At 64.4% G+C, this 18,032-nt stretch carries 18 protein-coding genes and 2 tRNA genes; 15 read left to right on the top strand and 5 right to left on the bottom strand.

All coding sequences use genetic code 11. From position 1 onward, the window contains the following. Nucleotides 1–129 precede the first annotated feature (129 nt). The 5 genes from AC3DEZ_RS06270 (at nucleotide 130) to infC (ending at nucleotide 4,758) form a co-directional block, all read left to right on the top strand. Nucleotides 130–204: transfer RNA gene (locus AC3DEZ_RS06270), tRNA-Val, on the top strand. Nucleotides 205–802: 598 nt separating this feature from the next. After that, complete coding sequence (locus AC3DEZ_RS06265) at nucleotides 803–988, top strand: hypothetical protein (protein ID WP_488387447.1); 186 nt, start codon at nucleotides 803–805, stop codon at nucleotides 986–988. After that, nucleotides 985–1,539, top strand: a complete 555-nt coding sequence (locus AC3DEZ_RS06260) for a hypothetical protein (protein WP_488387446.1) — start codon at nucleotides 985–987, stop codon at nucleotides 1,537–1,539. Before AC3DEZ_RS06265 ends, AC3DEZ_RS06260 begins: the two co-directional genes overlap by 4 nt. A gap of 744 nt (nucleotides 1,540–2,283) precedes the next feature. Beyond that, nucleotides 2,284–4,182: a threonine--tRNA ligase gene (thrS, locus tag AC3DEZ_RS06255; RefSeq protein ID WP_488387445.1), complete on the top strand. Its 1,899-nt coding sequence runs from the start codon at nucleotides 2,284–2,286 to the stop codon at nucleotides 4,180–4,182. Between the two features lie 51 nt (nucleotides 4,183–4,233). After that, nucleotides 4,234–4,758, top strand: a complete 525-nt coding sequence (gene infC / locus AC3DEZ_RS06250) for a translation initiation factor IF-3 (RefSeq protein ID WP_447105226.1) — start codon at nucleotides 4,234–4,236, stop codon at nucleotides 4,756–4,758. A gap of 129 nt (nucleotides 4,759–4,887) precedes the next feature. On the opposite strand, the gene lepB is transcribed toward infC, so the two are convergent. Further along, nucleotides 4,888–5,514: a signal peptidase I gene (gene lepB / locus AC3DEZ_RS06245; protein WP_488387572.1), complete on the bottom strand. Its 627-nt coding sequence runs from the start codon at nucleotides 5,512–5,514 to the stop codon at nucleotides 4,888–4,890. 326 nt (nucleotides 5,515–5,840) lie between these two features. Between lepB and rpmI the strand changes: the two genes are divergently transcribed. The 10 genes from rpmI to AC3DEZ_RS06195 all read left to right on the top strand — a co-directional run bounded on the left by rpmI (nucleotide 5,841) and on the right by AC3DEZ_RS06195 (nucleotide 12,588). After that, entirely contained in the window at nucleotides 5,841–6,038 is a 198-nt protein-coding gene (gene rpmI / locus AC3DEZ_RS06240; RefSeq protein ID WP_141453658.1) for a 50S ribosomal protein L35, read from the top strand. Nucleotides 6,039–6,048: 10 nt separating this feature from the next. Then, nucleotides 6,049–6,408, top strand: coding sequence for a 50S ribosomal protein L20 (rplT, locus tag AC3DEZ_RS06235; protein ID WP_295382793.1), 360 nt, complete (start codon nucleotides 6,049–6,051; stop codon nucleotides 6,406–6,408). A 136-nt stretch (nucleotides 6,409–6,544) separates the two neighbouring features. Further along, entirely contained in the window at nucleotides 6,545–7,555 is a 1,011-nt protein-coding gene (gene pheS, locus AC3DEZ_RS06230; protein ID WP_488387444.1) for a phenylalanine--tRNA ligase subunit alpha, read from the top strand. A 109-nt stretch (nucleotides 7,556–7,664) separates the two neighbouring features. Then, on the top strand, nucleotides 7,665–10,058 hold the full coding sequence (pheT, locus tag AC3DEZ_RS06225; RefSeq protein WP_488387443.1) for a phenylalanine--tRNA ligase subunit beta: 2,394 nt from the start codon (nucleotides 7,665–7,667) through the stop codon (nucleotides 10,056–10,058). Between the two features lie 46 nt (nucleotides 10,059–10,104). Continuing rightward, nucleotides 10,105–10,404, top strand: a complete 300-nt coding sequence (locus tag AC3DEZ_RS06220; protein WP_097121753.1) for an integration host factor subunit alpha — start codon at nucleotides 10,105–10,107, stop codon at nucleotides 10,402–10,404. Beyond that, a complete protein-coding gene (locus tag AC3DEZ_RS06215) occupies nucleotides 10,385–10,741 on the top strand; it encodes a MerR family transcriptional regulator (protein WP_079723142.1) in 357 nt (118 codons plus the stop codon). Before AC3DEZ_RS06220 ends, AC3DEZ_RS06215 begins: the two co-directional genes overlap by 20 nt. 85 nt (nucleotides 10,742–10,826) lie before the next feature. Then, a tRNA-Pro gene (locus tag AC3DEZ_RS06210) sits at nucleotides 10,827–10,903 on the top strand. A gap of 102 nt (nucleotides 10,904–11,005) precedes the next feature. Then, a complete protein-coding gene (locus tag AC3DEZ_RS06205) occupies nucleotides 11,006–11,476 on the top strand; it encodes a cupin domain-containing protein (protein ID WP_488387442.1) in 471 nt (156 codons plus the stop codon). 206 nt (nucleotides 11,477–11,682) lie between these two features. Further along, on the top strand, nucleotides 11,683–12,381 hold the full coding sequence (locus tag AC3DEZ_RS06200) for a TraB/GumN family protein (RefSeq protein ID WP_488387441.1): 699 nt from the start codon (nucleotides 11,683–11,685) through the stop codon (nucleotides 12,379–12,381). Then, nucleotides 12,382–12,588 carry a hypothetical protein gene (locus AC3DEZ_RS06195; protein ID WP_488387440.1) on the top strand — a complete coding sequence of 69 codons (207 nt, stop codon included), beginning with the start codon at nucleotides 12,382–12,384 and terminating at the stop codon, nucleotides 12,586–12,588. Between the two features lie 52 nt (nucleotides 12,589–12,640). On the opposite strand, the gene dxs is transcribed toward AC3DEZ_RS06195, so the two are convergent. From dxs to AC3DEZ_RS06175, 4 genes are all read right to left on the bottom strand, one after another. After that, nucleotides 12,641–14,545: a 1-deoxy-D-xylulose-5-phosphate synthase gene (gene dxs, locus AC3DEZ_RS06190; RefSeq protein ID WP_488387439.1), complete on the bottom strand. Its 1,905-nt coding sequence runs from the start codon at nucleotides 14,543–14,545 to the stop codon at nucleotides 12,641–12,643. Between the two features lie 172 nt (nucleotides 14,546–14,717). After that, nucleotides 14,718–15,368 (bottom strand): HNH endonuclease, encoded by a 651-nt coding sequence (locus AC3DEZ_RS06185; protein ID WP_488387438.1) that lies wholly within the window; start codon nucleotides 15,366–15,368, stop codon nucleotides 14,718–14,720. 138 nt (nucleotides 15,369–15,506) lie between these two features. Continuing rightward, nucleotides 15,507–17,297 carry an acyl-CoA dehydrogenase C-terminal domain-containing protein gene (locus tag AC3DEZ_RS06180; protein WP_488387437.1) on the bottom strand — a complete coding sequence of 597 codons (1,791 nt, stop codon included), beginning with the start codon at nucleotides 17,295–17,297 and terminating at the stop codon, nucleotides 15,507–15,509. A gap of 143 nt (nucleotides 17,298–17,440) precedes the next feature. Beyond that, a complete protein-coding gene (locus AC3DEZ_RS06175; RefSeq protein ID WP_488387436.1) occupies nucleotides 17,441–17,917 on the bottom strand; it encodes an LEA/WHy family protein in 477 nt (158 codons plus the stop codon). Nucleotides 17,918–18,032: the final 115 nt, after the last annotated feature.

The following is an 18,032-nucleotide window of genomic DNA, read 5'->3' as shown; positions in this document are numbered from 1 at the left end:
AACCCGGCGGTGCCGGCTCCCTGAGCCGGGTGGCGAAGCGGGGCGGGCGTTTCGCCGGGTCACGGAAAGTCATGGTTGTCGGCGCGGTGGCTTCTGGGCTAAAATTCGCGCCCCTGCAAAGGGCAGACCGGGCGGTTAGCTCAGCGGTAGAGCACTACCTTGACATGGTAGGGGTCACAGGTTCGAACCCTGTACCGCCCACCACTGGAAACCTAGATGGCACAAGGGTTTCGGTGGTTTCCCCAAGTTCCCTCCTTTCCGCGACTGTCATCGCACTGTCATCGCTAGCGATGACAGTTTCCAGAAATGGGCGCATCCGCGGCACTTCCGCCGCCAACTCCATCCTCCAAGCATCGATAGCCTCCCTGGCCGAGGCCGGCTAGTCGGGGGCGAATTTCGCGTAGTTCTCCGTCGTCGGCGCCAACTAGCCGTCTGGCAGGGCCCTCAATGCCCACGCATGCCAGGGGAATGGTCGGTATCTCTGCCGAGCCCCATTGGGTTCCCTGCGCTTGTGAGAAGTGTCCCAGGACGTCAGTCGTTGGCACTGCAGATCGGAATTTCTTGGCCGGCTACTGACCGGGTGCGTACGGCGGGCCAAATTCGGCTTTACTTACTCCTCGGCCCAGCAGCGAGATTTCGTTGTTCGCCTAGTGAAAGAGGCTACGGAATCCAATGTGAATCTATTTTAAGAATTTTCCGATTACCGATGGCAGGAGCGGTTATTAGCGTCAAGGAAGGCCATCATCTTCTGGTATGTCCCCGAAGCCGCGGCGCGGGAATGCGCCAAACAAGGAGTATGTCGATGCGTGAGCTGGCGGCAAGTGAAGTTGAATCCGTGAGTGGAGGTCTGCCCACCGTAGGCAGGGCGGTTGCGACCTGGGCTATTGGGAAGGTGCTCAATGCGGCTTCCAAATACATCAAGGAGGGGGAGCTCAAGGAAGATACCTTCACTAATCCCTCCAACGTTCAAAATGTATACGGGGCGTGATGAATACCGGCCGGGCGGCGTCTGCCGCCCGGTTTAGTCCAGATTATCTTGCTGGAAAAGCTATGGATAGGGTTGATAGTCGGCGGCGCAGCGCAAGTATTGGCCAGGCCCTCAAGAGCGTCGCGATTGCTTGCATTTGCACGTTGACTTCCTCGGGCATCATTGCTTTTTCGTTCCGAAGGAAGTTGGAAGGATTTGATCCTGGGCTCGCTGATCTGGACTTGACTGGCGCGTTTGTCCACGCGGGAATACTGGGGCCAGCTATTGAATCTATTCTTGCGGGGAGCATGATATCGACAATCCTGCTTCCTTTGTTCAGGTATAGATCCGCTGCCATTGTCGCTTCCGCAGTTATTTTTTCTTCGCTCCACGGCATATTCAACGTTTATTGGGGAATCGTTGTTTTCTTTCCCTTTGTTGTGTATTCGTATTTGTTTGTAAGCAACATGAAATACGGTAGGCGCTGGGCCTATGGAATATCGTTTCTAGCCCATGCGCTTCACAATAGTTGCGCAGTTCTTGCAGTATTCTTCGTTAGCAGTGCTTCATGAACGCTAGGCACAGGCTCTATTCTTTGATGCTGGCAATGTTCACATGCCGAAGCACACGCCGTATCGTCGCCACAGAACCCAAGGGCAGCCTATGGGGTCCATCTCGTAGCGAGGTGAAGTGGGGAGGCGGAGACGGCTCCGCCTCCCTGAAAAATGAAGGTTCTACATATCCGGCACAGATTCGCGCCAATGGTAGGGGGCCACGGCGAGGGCGAAGCCTTCGAAGGGAGCCGAGCTGATCCACCTGCCGGCACGTCCCGCCTGAGGTCTCGGCGGTGATGACCGCCCGAATTGGCGCTAGCTCGGCCTGTCATGGCACTCGCACCGCTTGCGTGTTACAGCCCGTCGTTTACAATACTCTTCAAGTCATCGGGCGACGGAGCCTGTCACGGTAACCACTTGATTGGCATCAGGGGGGCTCTATCGCGGTTTGGTAGGGGGCACAGGTTCGAACCCTGTACCGCCCACCACGCTTCCCAGCGTGGATTCCCGTTTCCCTTTGTGCGCCACTCCGATATCACGAGGTGGCCTGCGGAAACGCCGGCCGAGCGTGCGACATGAGCACTACCACCGCCTGAATCCGGTAAAGCCCGAGGCACCGCATCCCGTAGGCGCCCCCGTGGCGCTTTTTTGTTGGCCGCGAAGCGGCCACGGGATTCGGGAGCCGAGATTGGGGATTCGCTGTATCAGCCCCCGCTCGCTCCTGCGAATCCCGATTTCCCAATCCCGAATCCCGGCCTTCCCATGATCACGATCACGCTTCCCGACGGCAGCAGCCGCCAGTTCGAACAGCCCGTTTCCGTCATGCAGGTGGCCCAGTCCATCGGCGCCGGCCTGGCCAAGGCAACCCTGGCCGGCGCGGTCGATGGGCGCCTGGTGGATGCCAGCGACGTCATCGAGCATGACGCCAGTCTGCGCATCATCACTCCGAAGGACGAGGAGGGTCTGGAAATCATCCGGCACTCCTGCGCCCACCTGGTTGGCCATGCGGTCAAGCAGTTGTATCCGGACGTGAAAATGGTCATCGGCCCGGTCATCGCCGAGGGCTTCTACTACGACATTTACAGCGAACGTCCGTTCACGCCGGAAGACATGGCCGCGATCGAGCAGCGCATGCAGGACCTGATCGCGCAGGACTACGACGTCATCAAGAAGGTGACGCCGCGCGAAGAGGTCATCCAGGTGTTCAAGACCCGGGGCGAGGACTACAAGCTGCGCCTGATCGATGACATGCCCGAAGAAAAGGCGATGGGCCTGTACTACCACCAGGAATACGTGGACATGTGCCGGGGCCCGCACGTCCCGAACACGCGTTTCCTCAAGGCATTCCGCCTGACCCGGATTTCCGGCGCCTACTGGCGCGGCGACGCCAAGAACGAACAGCTGCAGCGCATTTACGGCACGGCCTGGGCGGACAAGAAGCAGCTCGACGCCTACATCACCCGGATGGAGGAAGCCGAGAAGCGCGACCACCGCCGCATCGGCAAGCAGCAGAACCTGTTCCACCTGCAGGAAGAGGCTCCCGGCCTGGTGTTCTGGCACCCGAAGGGCTGGGCCATCTGGCAGGTGGTCGAGCAGTACATGCGCAGGGTCTACCGTGACAGCGGCTACGGCGAAGTGCGTTGCCCGCAGATCCTGGACGTGTCGCTGTGGCAGAAGTCGGGCCATTGGGACAATTACCAGGAAAACATGTTCTTCACCGAATCGGAGAAGCGCACGTACGCGGTCAAGCCGATGAACTGCCCGGGCCACATCCAGGTGTTCAACCAGGGCCTGCACAGTTATCGCGACCTGCCGATCCGCTACGGCGAGTTCGGTTCCTGCCACCGCAACGAGCCGTCCGGCGCGTTGCACGGCATCCTGCGCGTGCGCGGTTTCACCCAGGACGATGGCCATGTCTTCTGCACGGAAGAGCAGGTCGAGTCCGAGGTGACGGCGTTCCACCGGCAGGCGCTGGCGGTCTATCAGGCCTTCGGATTCGACGACATCCAGATCAAGATCGCCCTGCGCCCCGAGAAGCGCCTGGGCGACGATGCCACCTGGGACAAGGCCGAGGACGCCCTGAGGGCGGCCCTGCGCAGCTGCGGGGTGGAATGGAAGGAACTGCCGGGCGAGGGTGCCTTCTACGGCCCCAAGATCGAGTACCACCTGAAGGACGCCATTGGCCGGACCTGGCAGCTGGGCACCATGCAGGTCGATTTCATGATGCCGGGCCGGCTGGGCGCGGAATACGTGGACGAAAGCAGCCAGCGCCGCCACCCGGTCATGCTGCACCGGGCCATCGTGGGGTCCATGGAGCGGTTCATCGGCATCCTGATCGAGCACCATGCCGGGGCTTTCCCGGCCTGGCTGGCCCCCCAGCAGGCCGTCGTAATGAACATTACGGACGCCCAGGCCGATTATGTGGACGAGGTTCGGAAAACCCTTGCAAATCAAGGGTTCCGGGTAGTGGCCGATTTGCGGAACGAAAAAATCGGCTTTAAGATCCGCGAGCACACGCTGCAGCGGGTCCCCTACCTCCTGGTGGTCGGAGACCGCGAAAAGGAAAATGGCGCCGTTGCCGTGCGTACGCGCTCGGGCGAGGATTTGGGCACAATGTCCGTGGCCGACTTCGCCGGGCGCCTGCGCAGCGAGGGCGCGTAATAGGGTCCGGCCCCGGTTGGGGCCGGCACGATTCTCTCTGGAGACTGAAACATCAGCACCCCTGACAACAAGCAAAACCGCAAGAACCACGAAATCCGCGTGCCGCGCGTGCGCGTGATTGGTTCCGATGGCGAAATGATCGGCGTGCTCACGCGCGACGAAGCATTGTCGATGGCCGAGGAAGAGGGCCTGGATCTGGTCGAGATCCAGCCCAATGCCGAGCCGCCCGTCTGCAAGATCATGGACTTCGGCAAGTTCAAGTTCGAGCAGCAGAAGAAGGCGAACGAGGCCAAGAAGAAGCAGAAGCAGGTCGAGATCAAGGAACTCAAGTTCCGGCCGGTCACCGATGAAGGCGACTACCAGATCAAGATGCGCAACATCCGCCGCTTCCTGGAAGAGGGCGACAAGGTCAAGGTCAACATCCGCTTCCGTGGCCGTGAAATGAGCCACCAGGAGCTTGGCCGCGAAATGGCCGCGCGCATCGAAGCGGAACTGGGCGACGACATCGTGATCGAATCCCGTCCGCGGCTGGAAGGCCGGCAGATGGTGATGATGATCGCCCCCAAGAAGAAGTGACCTTCCGCGCCGAAGGCGCGAAGGACATGCGATGGTTGCCTCCTCCCTGCCGTGGAGGAGGAATGAAAGGAGCGCCGTGAGGCGCTCTTTTCGTTTTCGTGGCGGGGCGCCGTGCTTCGAGCAAGGACCCTACAGCCGCTGCCAGCCGAAACCGTCGCCGCTACGGTAATACACCGCCACGGCACGGCCGTAGACCTTGTCGGCTTCGACGAAGCCGAAGAAGCGGCCATCGAAACTGTTTCCGCGATGGTCGCCCAGCACCAGCAGCTTGCCGGCGGGTACGACCATGCCGTGGACGTCGGGGCCGCCGCCAAGATCCAGATCGAGACCGGCGGTTCGCGTTCCGAAGCCCTCGCGCGGGGTCCGTCCATCCAGTCGCAACGGTCGACCGTTGATGCTCAGGCGGCCGTCACGCAGCTCCACGTGGTCACCGGCAACGGCGACCACCCGTTTGATCAGGCGGGTGCCGTCGGCGGGAGAATCGAACACCGCGACCTCGCCACGCTGCGGCGTGCCGGCGGCCAGCAGCGTGCGGGAGGTGAAGGGCAGGCGAAAGCCGTAGGCGCGCATGTCCACCACGACCCGGTCGCCCGGTTGCAGGGTGGGCTGCATCGAACCGCTGGGCACCTGATAGTGGTTGGCCAGGGTGTCGCGGGCGGCGGCGAGCAGGCCGAGCATCGCCAGCACCGGCAATGCTTCCTTCCTCAGCCATCGCAGGGTGCGCTGGCCCAGCGGAGGGCGGGTCGTGGTTTCCAGGGGAGCCGCTCCAGGGGATGAGGTCGCGTTGGACCCGCTCGGGCGTCGCCTGGTTCCCAAGCGGACGAGGGCGTGACGCGCCCGGAGCTCGTTGCCGACCTGTGCCCTGGCGGCAAGGCCGTGCAGAACCCGCTGATTTGCAAGGGAAAGCAAGTCCCTGCATAATGTGCGGCCCGGTTCTCCGGGATTGGCTGCTCGCAGCCTAGGACCCGCCAAAGATTTCATTTGGGATCAATGGCTTACAAGCCGACTGGGGCATGGATGGAAAGCGTGGCACGCAGTGCTGCCGCCCAGGTCAGTGACATAAACCCATCAAGGACATCGCAATGCCCAAGATCAAGACCCACCGGGCGGCGGCCAAGCGTTTCCGCAAGACCGCCTCCGGCAAGTACAAGGCTGGCCACGCCAACCGCAGCCACATCCTCACCAAGAAAGCGACCAAGCGTAAGCGCGGCCTGCGTGCGACGAACATTGTTCGCGCCGAGGACAGCAGCCGTCTGGACCGCATGCTTCCCTACCTCTGAGGACTGAACCATGGCACGAGTTAAGCGTGGCGTGATGGCGCGTCGCCGTCACAAGAAAGTCCTCCACCTGGCCAAGGGCTATTACAACGCCCGTCGCAAGGTGTTCCGCGTCGCCAAGCAGGCGGTCATCAAGGCGCAGCAGTACGCCTATATCGGCCGCAAGCAGAAGAAGCGCAATTTCCGTTCGCTGTGGATCACCCGCATCAACGCGGCGGCCCGCATCAACGGCCTGAGCTACAGCCGCTTCATGAACGGCCTGCTGAAGGCTGGCATCACCCTGGATCGCAAGGTGCTGGCGGACATCGCCGTGCACGACGCAACGGGTTTTGCGGCCCTGGCTGAAAAGGCGAAGGGCGCACTCGCAGCCTAAGCTGCGATCTCCACCGTAAACGCAGTACCGGCAAGTCATCGCCGAACACGTGGGGAAGGGCGCGAGTCCTTCCCCATTGTTTTTTTGTGGTCCCGGAACCGGGACCCGGACAAGCCGAATCTCATCTGGACGATCCATGAGCGACATCGAATCCCTGTCCACCCAGGCATTGGCCGACATCGCCGCCGCGCAGACGCCGGACGCGCTGGAACACCTGCGCGTCGCGCTGCTCGGCAAAAGCGGCAGCGTCACCGCGCAGCTGAAGCAGCTGGGTGCCCTGCCGGCGGAGCAGCGCAAGAGCGCCGGCGAAGCCATCAACCGTGTCCGTGACGCCATCGGCGACGCCCTGGGGGCGCGCAAGACGGTGCTGGAAGACGCCGTACTGGACGCACGCCTGTCCGGCGAAACCATCGACGTCACCCTGCCGGGCCGCAACGGTTTCCGCGGTGGCCTGCATCCGATCAGCCGCACGCTGGAGCGCATCGCCGAAATCTTCGGGCGGCTGGGCTACGAACTGGCCGACGGTCCGGAAATCGAGGACGATTGGCACAATTTCGAGGCGCTGAACTTCCCGCCGCATCACCCGGCGCGCGCCATGCACGACACCTTCTATTTCGGCGACGGGCGCCTGCTGCGAACGCACACCTCAGGCGTGCAGGTGCGCTACATGGACAACCTGCTGAATGCGGGCCATCAGCCGCCGCTGCGCATGATCGCCGCCGGCAAGGTCTACCGCAGCGACAGCGATCAGACCCATTCGCCGATGTTCCACCAGGTGGAAGGCCTGCTGGTGGACGAGCATTCCACGTTCGCTGATCTGAAGGGCACGCTCGCCGAGTTCGTGCGCGCGTTTTTCGAGCGTGATTTCGAGATGCGTTTCCGGCCGAGCTACTTCCCGTTCGTGGAGCCGGGCGCGGAAGTCGACATCGCCTGGCAGCAGCCCGACGGCAGCACGCGCTGGCTGGAAGTGCTCGGTTGCGGCATGGTCCATCCGAACGTGCTGCGCAACTGCGGGATCGATCCCGAGCGTTACACCGGCTTTGCGTTCGGCATGGGTGTCGAGCGCTTCGCGATGCTGCGCTACGGGGTCAACGACCTGCGCGCGTTCTTCGAGAACGACGTGAGGTTCCTACGCCAGTTCGCGTGAGGGCTTCGGCCTACCGATGTGGAAATGAGGATGCGGCGGTGCTTTGGCACACGCCGACGACAATGGACAGATGGCAATGGTGGGCCCGGGCCCACCCTACGGTGACACGATGAAATTCAGCGAAAACTGGCTGCGCGGCCACGTTCCCACGCAAGCCACCCGTGACGAGCTGTCGGCGGTGTTGACCGCGATTGGCCTGGAGGTCGAAGAGGTGACCGCGCTGGGCGATGGCCTAGCCGGCGTGGTGGTCGCTCGCATCGTCGAGTGCGCCAGGCATCCGGAGGCCGACCGGCTTCAGATCTGCCAGGTCGACGCCGGGCAGGGAGCGCTCCTGCAGATCGTGTGCGGCGCCCCGAACGCCCGTCCTGGCCTGCTGGCGCCGCTGGCCATGGTCGGCGCGAACGTCGGTGGCATCGCCATCAAGGCCGCGAAACTGCGTGGCGTGGAATCCAACGGCATGCTGTGCTCGGCCAGGGAACTCGGTATCGACGCCGATGCTTCCGGCCTGCTCGAACTGCCGGACGACGCGCCTGTCGGCACGGCGATCGGCGAGTATCTGGGGCTGCCGGATGCGAGCATCGAAATCAAGCTGACGCCCAATCGCGCCGACTGCTTCAGCGTGCGTGGCATCGCCTACGACGTGGCCGCCGCGGTTGGAAGCCAGGTCAAGCCGCTGGATGACGCTCCCGTCCCTGCACAGGGCGACGCGGCGCGGGTGATCGAACTGGAAGCGGGCGAGCGCGTTCCGCGTTTCGTCGGTCGCGTGATCACCGATGTCGATGCCAATGCGCCCACTCCGATCTGGATGGCCGAGCGCCTGCGCCGCGCCGGCGTGCGCCCGATCAGCCTGCTGGTCGATGTCACCCAGTACGTGATGCTGGAACTGGGCCAGCCCATGCACGCCTTCGACCAGGATCTGCTGGAAGGCGCGGTCGTTGTGCGGCCGGCGCGCGCGGGAGAGCAGATCAAGCTGCTCGATGGTCGCACCGTGACCGTGGACGAGGAGTTCCTGGTCGTTTCCGACAGCCGGGGCGGCAAGGCCGAACGGGCCGTCGCGCTCGGCGGCATCATGGGCGGATACGACACCCGCGTCACCGATGCCACCCGTCATGTGTTCCTGGAAGCGGCGCACTGGATTCCGTCGGCCATCATCGGCCGCAGCCGTCGACTGGGCATGCACACCGACGCTGGCCACCGTTTCGAACGTGGCGTCGATCCGGAACTGCCGCGCATCGCGGTGGAGTATGCGACCCGGCTGATCCTCGCCGTCGCCGGCGGCGTGCCGGGGCCGGTGACCGAGACCGCGCTGGCGGAGCATCTGTCGGCGCCACAGGCCATCGGTCTGCGCCGCAAACGCGTCGCGCGAGTGCTGGGCATCGAAATCGCCGATGCCGAAATCGAACGCATCCTGCAAGCACTGGGAATGCAGGTCTCGGGTGATGGCGAAGGCTGGCGGGTGGTTCCACCCAGCCGCCGTTTCGACATCGCGATCGAGGAAGACCTGGTCGAGGAACTGGCGCGCATCCATGGCTATGAGCGCATCCCGACCACCTTGCCCGGTGGCGCCACGCGTGTGGCGGTGCAGACCGAAACCCGTGTCGAGCCGTCGACAGTGCGCCGCCAGCTGGCCGCGCGCGAGTATCTGGAAACGGTCAACTACGCCTTCGTCGATGCCTCCTGGTTGACGCATTGGCAGGTTTCCGAGGGTGCCGTGCCGCTGGCCAATCCGCTCAGCGCGGAGCTGGGCGTGATGCGCACGCAATTGCTGCCGGGGTTGGTGTCCGCGCTGGGCCGCAACGTCGCGCGCCAAGCCGGGCGCGTGCGGCTGTTCGAGCTGGGCAATGTCTTCCACGCAGCCGGAACGGGCGAGCCGCCGGTGGAAACCCTGCGCATCGCCGCCGCCGCCTGCGGTGACGCCCATGCCGAGCAGTGGGGCGAGAAGCCCGCGCGCAGGGTCGATTTCCATGACATGAAGGGTGATCTCGAGAGTCTCGCGGCCGCGGCCGGCGCGGTGCTCGAGTACCGGCCGTCCACCCGGCCGTACGGTCATCCGGGACGTTCTGCGGACATCCATCGGGACGGCAGGCGCATCGGCTGGATCGGACAATTGCATCCGCGCCTCCAGCGCCAACTGGACCTCGACGTGGATGTGGTGGCCTTTGAAGTGGACTTCGCGCCGCTGGCTGAACGCGCGGTCGCGCGCGCCTCGGAGCTGTCCCGGTTCCCGTCCGTCCGCCGGGACCTCGCGTTCGTCGTCGCGGATCAGGTGCCCTGGGATGCCCTGCGCCAGACCGCCCGCGAGGCCGCGGGCCCGCTGCTGCGGGATGTCCAGCTGTTCGACCGCTATGTCGGGCAAGGGGTCGAATCCGGTCAAAAGAGTCTCGCTATGGGCTTGATTTTGCAGGACAACTCACGCACTCTGACCGACCGCGACGTGGAGTCCGTGGTCGCCGGTGTCGTGACCGCCATCGAGGCGGCCCACGGGGCGAAGATCCGCGGATGAGCGGCGTGAAGGCAATGGCAGGACTGGAAACAGGGGACACGCAGACATGGCGCTGACCAAGGCCGAGATGGCCGAGCGGTTGTTCGACGAGGTGGGTCTCAACAAGCGTGAGGCCAAGGAGTTCGTTGACGCCTATTTCGACGTGCTGCGCGACGCACTGGAGCAGGGACGGCAGGTGAAGCTGTCCGGTTTCGGCAATTTCGACCTGCGCCGAAAGAACCAGCGGCCTGGCCGCAACCCCAAGACCGGGGAGGAGATCCCCATTTCGGCACGGACCGTGGTGACGTTCCGGCCGGGGCAGAAACTCAAGGAGCGTGTGGAAGCCTATGCTGGATCCGGGCAGTAATCGCGAGCTACCGCCGATTCCGGCGAAGCGCTACTTCACCATCGGTGAGGTCAGTGAACTGTGCGACGTGAAGCCGCACGTGCTGCGCTACTGGGAAACGGAGTTCCCCAGTCTCGAACCGGCCAAGCGCCGCGGCAACCGCCGCTACTACCAGCGCCACGACGTGCTGATGGTGCGGCAGATCCGCAGCCTGCTGTACGAACAGGGTTACACCATCGGCGGTGCGCGTCTGCGGCTGGAAGGCGAGGGCGCCAAGCAGGAATCGGCGCTTAGCAACCAGATCGTCCGTCAGGTGCGGATGGAACTGGAAGAAATCCTGCAGCTGCTTCGCCGCTGAGTGCCGCCGCGAAAGCGCCTAGGAAAGCCGGGCGCGTTCCCGCTATAATCAGCGACCGCCCGCAAGGCGGACGTTTTCCAGGATTCGGGGTATAGCGCAGCCTGGTAGCGCACCAGTCTGGGGGACTGGTGGTCGTCGGTTCGAATCCGGCTACCCCGACCAACTCGCAAGAGACGAAAAAGCCCGCCACGCGCGGGCTTTTTCGTGCCCGCCTGTTGCGGGCCACCTTGCGGGGACCCCCATGCTCATGTTTAGTATTCCTTCATGCATTCGCGCGCCGAAGAGTTGATCGAGTCGTTGGACCTGGCTCCCCACCCGGAGGGCGGGTATTACCGTCGCATCTTCGAATCGACCAAACGCACCGAAGTGAACGGCATCGAGCGCCCCACGCTCACCGCCATCAAGTACCTGCTCACCGCAGGCGTGACCAGCCGCTGGCATCGTGTCGACGCCACCGAGATCTGGGACTGGTCCGAAGGCAGCCCGCTGGAGCTGTCGATGTTCGATCCGGAAAACCACACCCTCAGCCGCGCGCAGCTCGACACCTCCGCGCGTGGCGGCCAGCAGGTCCAGGTGGTGAAGGCCGGCATCTGGCAGAGCGCGCGCAGCCTGGGCGACTTCACGCTGATGGATTGTTCGGTATCGCCCGGGTTCGCCTGGAAGGGCTTCCAGTTGCTCGAACACGACAGCGAAACCGCCCGGCACCTGCGCGAGGCGGGCGGCAAGGTCGCCTGAGTCCCGGGAACCGGAATCCGGCTCCGTGGTCTGAATCGCCGCCCGGCGCATTTGCGCCCTTTCCGTGAGTGCAGGGAATGCGATTGTCGATCTGCTTCGGCCTCGTCCTGGTTGCCTGCGGGTCATGGAACGTCGAGGCTCAACAGCCGCAGGCGCGTTCTCTCGAGGTGGCCGCGACGCGGGCGACAACGGAGCCGGTCATCGACATGGACACCGTCGTGGTCAGCGGCGCCCAGCCAGGACCCGGCCTGTGGCGGGTCAGCCGCGATGGACACGTCCTGTACATCCTGGGTACGCAGTCGCCATTGCCCAAGCAGATGATCTGGCTGTCACGCGATGTGGAACAGGTGATCGCCGCGTCGCAGGAAGCCATCAAGCCACCGCGGGTCAAGGTGGACGCCGACATCGGCATCATCCGCGGCGCGCTGCTCATTCCCTCCATGCTGAAGGCGAGGCGCAACCCCGACGAGCAGACCCTTCGGCAGGTGCTGCCGCCGGAGCTGTATGCGCGCTGGCAGATGCTCAAGGCGCGGTACCTGGGACGGGACAAGGGCGTGGAGAAATGGCGTCCGATCTTCGCGGCGCGGGAGCTCTATGAAGCCGCCCTCAAGCGCGCGGGACTGGCCGAATCGGGCATCGTCAGCCCGGTGGTCGACAAGGCCATCAAGCAACATGGCTTGAAGGTCACCACGCCGTCGCTGAGTTTCAAGGTCGAACAGCCCAGGCAGGCGCTGAAGGAATTCGCGGGTACGCAACTGGATGACAGCGCCTGCTTCCGGGCGACCCTGGATCGCGTGGAAAACGATCTGCCGCTGATGGCCGCGCGCGCCAACGCCTGGGCGGTCGGGGACATCCCCGCGCTACGTGCCTTGCCCTATGGCGACCAGAACCGCACCTGCGCCTAGGTGCTGACCGAAACCGAGTTCGCCCGCAAGCGCGGCATCGCCAATGTCGCCGCGGCATTACAGGACCAATGGCTGGAGGCCGCGGAAAACGCGTTACGGACCAACGCTTCCACCTTTGCGACCTTGCCGATCTCCGAGTTGCTCAGAAGTGACGGGCCACTGGCGAAGCTGCAGGCGAAGGGCTACCAGGTCGAGGCACCGGAATGAGCGGTACGACGGCCGGCGGAAGCCCCGAAAGGGCGGAACAGAGGGGCTGAACTCAACCGGCCGCGCTGAGCGGCGCACTCGCCGCCAGTTGCGGCCAGCGCCGCAGCACCGACGCACGGATGCCGGCGGTGTCGATCCCCGCTTCGGCCAGCAGATCCTCGCGGCTGGCGTGATGCTGGAATTCATCGGGCAGGCCGAGGTGCAGCACCGGCAGGGCGATGCCTTCGGCATTGAGCAGTTCGGCCACGCCGGAACCGGCGCCGCCCATCACCACGTTGTCCTCGACGGTGACGAAGCCCTGATGACTGGATGCCAGTTCCAGCACCAGCGCGCGATCCAGCGGTTTGACGAAGCGCATGTTGATCACGGTCAGCCCGAGTTCCCGGCCGACCTGTTCGGCGGCGGTGACGGTGGAACCGAAGGCCAGCAACGCCACCCGGTTGCCACGCATGCGCGGTTCCGCCTTGCCGATCGGGAGGGTGTCCAGATCCGTCTGAACGGCCACGCCGGGGCCGGTGCCACGCGGATAACGCACCGCGGCCGGGCCCTTGTGGTGATAGCCGGTGCTGAGCATGCGCCGGCATTCGTTCTCGTCGGCCGGTGCCATCACCAGCATGTTCGGCACGCAACGCAGGTAGCTCAGGTCGAGGTTGCCCGCATGGGTGGCACCATCCGGACCGACCACGCCGCCGCGATCGATGGCGAACAGGACATCGAGATCCTGGATCGCCACGTCGTGCACGAGCTGGTCATAACCGCGCTGCAGAAAGGTGGAATAGATCGCCACCACCGGCTTGCCGCCTTCGCAGGCCATGCCGGCGGCGAGGGTGATGGCGTGCTGCTCGGCGATGGCGACGTCGAAATAGCGCTCCGGGTATTCCTTGCTGAAGCACACCAGGCCGGAGCCTTCGCGCATCGCCGGAGTAATGCCCAGCAATTTCGGTTCGACAGCAGCCATGTCGCACAGCCAGTCGCCGAAGATGTCGGTGTAGGTCGGCTTCTTGGCACCGGTCTTGCTGACCAGGCCCTTCTCCGGATCGAACGGGCCCACCGCGTGATAGCCGATCTGATCGCCTTCGGCCAGCTCGTAGCCCTTGCCCTTGGTGGTCAGGATGTGCAGCAGCTGCGGGCCCTTGAGGGTCTTGAGCGTCTTCAGCGCACCGACCAGCGCCTCCACGTCGTGGCCATCGATCGGGCCGGTGTAATGGAAGCCCATCTGCTCGAACAGGGTGGAGGGCACGAACATGCCCTTCCAGTGTTCCTCCCAGCGCCGCATGAAACGCGCCGGCGGTTTCTTCTTGTCGCCCAGCAGTTTCTTGCCGCCCTCGCGCAGCGCGTTGAGGGTACGGCTGCTGCTCAGCCGGCCGAGCATCTTGGTCAGCCCGCCGACGTTTTCCGAGATCGACATCTGGTTGTCGTTGAGGATCACCAGCAGGTTCGGCTCGGGCTCCATGCCACCGGCATGGTTGAGCGCCTCGAACGCCATGCCGGCGGTCATCGCGCCATCGCCGATCACGGCGACCACCTTCCGGTCATCGCCCTTCTGGGCGAGTGCGACCGCCATGCCCAGGGCGGCGGAAATGGAGGTGGAGGAATGGCCGACGCCAAACGTGTCGTACTCGCTTTCCTCGCGCTTGGGGAACGGCGCCACGCCGTCCTTTTGCTTGACCGTGTGGATCTGATCGCGACGACCGGTGAGGATCTTGTGCGGATAGCACTGATGGCCGACATCCCAGACCAGCCGATCGACAGGCGTCTCGTACAGGTAGTGCAGCGCGACGGTCAGTTCGATCACGCCCAGGCCGGCACCAAAATGGCCGCCGCTCTTGCCGACCGACTCGATCAGGTAGCCGCGCAGTTCCTCGGCGATGACCGGCAGTTCGGACTCCTCGAACCGACGCAGGTCGGCGGGCGTCTCGATACGGGAAAGGCGGGGGTAGCGGACGGGATCGATCATGGGCTTGATTTCATCTGGCCCGCTATTTTCCCCCCCTTGTGTGAGGTGGGGCAAGCGAATGGGTGAAGCCTGGCGGAAGCGGCGGAAAAACCGCAGTGGGCCTCACGACCTGTTCATCCCCCCGGCGGGGCCGGCAGGAGCCCGTTGGGCGGTGGAACGGCCCGTTTCCGGCTCAGGCCGAGAGCTTGGACTTCTTCGGCAGATGGGCCTTCAGGAAGGCCATCTGGTCGGCCAGAATGTTGCGGTTGGACAGGATCAGGTGCTCGATCCAACTGGGCCGGTAGGGCACCGCCAACAGCGGCATGTTGGCCTGCTGGGGGGTGCGGTTGCTTTTGCGCGAGTTGCAGTGAAAACACGCGGTGACCACGTTTTCCCAGATATCCCGACCGCCTTTGGAGAGCGGCAGCACGTGATCGCGGGTCAGGTGCGGGCGGCTGAAGTCCTGGCCGCAGTACAGGCACAGGTAGGCATCGCGGGCGAACAGCGCGGTGTTGGTCAGCGTCGGTGTGGGCGACAGCGCGTGGGCGCGGGCGTGTCCGCGGGAGGCGACGATGGGGTGGAGTTCGATGACGCTCTGTTCGCCGGTCATCCGGCTGGTGCCGCCATGTACCCGCAGGCAGGGTTCGCCGAGGGTCCAGGCGACCGCGCCGCGCGCATACAGGCAGGTCGCATCCTGCCAGTTGATCCAGTCCAGCACGCGGCCATGCGCGTCGAGCGACAGCAGGCGCGGAGTGAAGCGGGAGGGGGATTGCGGAGCAATGACCGCCGGGCCGGATGCGCTGCCGGTGTCGACCAGGTGAAGCTGAGCTCTGTCTGCTTCCATGGGGAATCAGGTTATACCTGATTGATGACAATTTGGATAGCGCCGCTCCTGCGATGCCGGCGGCTATCGACGCCGGAAGAGGGAGGAACGGGCAATCCCGCCACGTGTCCGGGCGGGATTGCCATGTGTCGGACAGCGCTATTCGCCGAAGCGCTCCGAGGCCATCGTCATCAACGGTGCCGCGCCGGATGCAATCGCGGCGGCATGGCCGAGGGTCCGCGGCAGGATGCGGGCGAAATAGAACTGCGCGGTCTCGCGCTTGGACTGTTTGAACGCATCGGCTTGCGAGGACGCTTCCGCCGTCGCCACGCTGCGCGCCCACCAATAGGCGAGGGTGACGTAGCCGGAATAGAACAGGTAATCATGGCTGGCCGCTCCGATTTCCTCCGGATCCTGGCTGGCCCGTTGCAGGATCTCGCGAGTCAGGCGTGCCCACTCGGTGGTTTTCTCGCGCAGCGGGCCCAAGAATTCCGCGATGGCGGCATTGCCTTCGTGTTCGCGCAGGAAGGCTTCGATCTCGGCGAGGAAGATCTTCAGGCCGGCCGCCTGGGTGGACGCGGTCTTGCGTCCCATCAGATCCAGTGCCTGGATGCCGGTGGTGCCTTCATAGAGGGTGGTGATGCGCGCATCACGCGCCAACTGCTCCATGCCGTGTTCGTGGATGTAGCCATGGCCGCCGAAACATTGCAGCGCGTGGTAGGTGTTCTCGATGCCCCACTCGGTCTGGCAGGCCTTGGAGATCGGGGTCAGGAAACTCACCAGCGTGTCGGCGCGCTCGCGTTCGGCGGCATCCGGCGAATGGCCGGCGATGTCGATCAGCGTGCCGGCGTGCAGCGCCAGCAGGCGGCTGCCTTCGACCAGTGATTTCACCGTCAGCAGCATCCGCCGCACGTCGGGATGCACGATGATCGGATCAGCGGGCTTGTCGGGAAACTTCGGGCCACTCAGCGCGCGCGTCTGCAACCGTTCGCGCGCGTAGCGCAGCGCGTTCTGGTAGGCGCGTTCGCTCAGGGCGATGCCCTGCAGGCCTACGCCCAGGCGCGCGGTATTCATCATGGTGAACATCGCCTGCAGGCCCTTGTGCGGCTGGCCGAGCAGGTAGCCCTGGGCACCGTCGAAATTCATCACGCAGGTGACCGAACCCTTGATGCCCATCTTGTGCTCGATGGAACCGCAGTGCAGCGAGTTGCGTTCACCGACCTTGCCATCGCGATCGACCTTGAACTTGGGCGTCACGAACAGCGAGATGCCCTTGGCGCCTGCCGGTGCGTCCGGCAGCCTGGCCAGCACCAGGTGAACGATGTTGTCGGTCAGATCGTGCTCGCCGGCGGTGATGAAGATCTTGGTGCCGGTGATGGCGTAGCTGCCATCGGCATCGGGTTCGGCGCGGGTCTTCAGCAGGCCCAGATCGGTGCCGCAGTGGGGTTCTGTCAGGCACATGGTGCCGGTCCAGCGACCTTCGACCAGCGGCTTGAGGAACACTTCCTGTTGCCATGGCTCGCCGTGCTGTTTCAGCGCCTCGACCGCGCCGTGCGACAGCAAGGGGAAATTGCCCCACGCCAGATTGGCGGCATTGACCATCTCGTTGAGCGGCACGCCCATCACGTGCGGCAGTCCCTGGCCGCCGAAATCCGGCGACGCGGTCAGGCCGGTCCAGCCACCTTCGATGAACTGTTCGTAGGCCGCCTTGAACCCGGGCGGTGTGGTGACGGCCTGGGTGGCCTTGTCATAGGTCGAGCCCACTTCGTCGCCGACGCTGTTGAGCGGCGCCAGGACGGTCTCGGAGAAACGGGCGGCCTCTTCCAGCACCGCATCCAGGATGTCGCGGGTGGCTTCGCCGTAGCCAAGCCGGGCGAACAGGGCCTCTGCGCCCAGCACGTCGTAGAGGGCGAAGCGGATGTCGTTCAGGGGCGCGCGGTAAGCACTCATGGGGGAGATTCAGGCAGCGGCCGGAGGCCGGAAGCATCCAGCATACTACGGCGTATGGAATGCGGAATGCCGCGATGCAGCATCCCGGCCCGTAAATGCGAACGGCCCCTCCCGGGGTCGTTCGAACGCGGACAAGGGTCAAATCAGCGCAACACGCCGTCCAGGCCGGGGACCGGGTTCAGGGTGCTGCGGCCGGTGATGTCGAAGTCCCGCGGCTTGGCTTCTTCGGGCGTGGCGCTCGCCGTGCCTTTCAGGTTGTACGGCAGTGAGCGCCGGCCCGCCAGGGTATCCGCCAACACCATCTTGGCTTCGGCGCTGGGCGTGAACGGTACGGTCACCACGTCGGCCGACTCGGGTCCCACCGATACCCCGGGAGCGACTTCGAGCTTGCCGGCGTCATGGCCATCCACCTCCAGCGACAGGCTGACCCGATCGAACCGCATCGGAATGCTGCTGTAGTTCTGCAGGCGCAGATCCACCGACCAGCTGCCGTTGGCGTGCACCGTCAATTGCTGGATGCTCGCCGCCGGTTCCGACACGCGCCGCACCGGACCGCCGCTGCATGCGGCCAGCAGGGCTGTCGCCAGTAGAACCATTGCCATCAGACTGCGCCGAATCATGCCGTTGCTCCATTTCCGTGGATGCCAAGGATAGTACGGTCGGAACAACCGGGACGAGCTCGCAGGTTGCGTCATCGTCACCGGAGGAACGGATACACTGCCGCGGGGCATCGAC

It is taken from the genome of Pseudoxanthomonas sp. 134C1 (genome assembly GCF_057773065.1).
The sequence above is the reverse complement of the archived record's forward strand: the minus strand, read 5'-3'. Positions and strand labels throughout refer to the sequence as shown.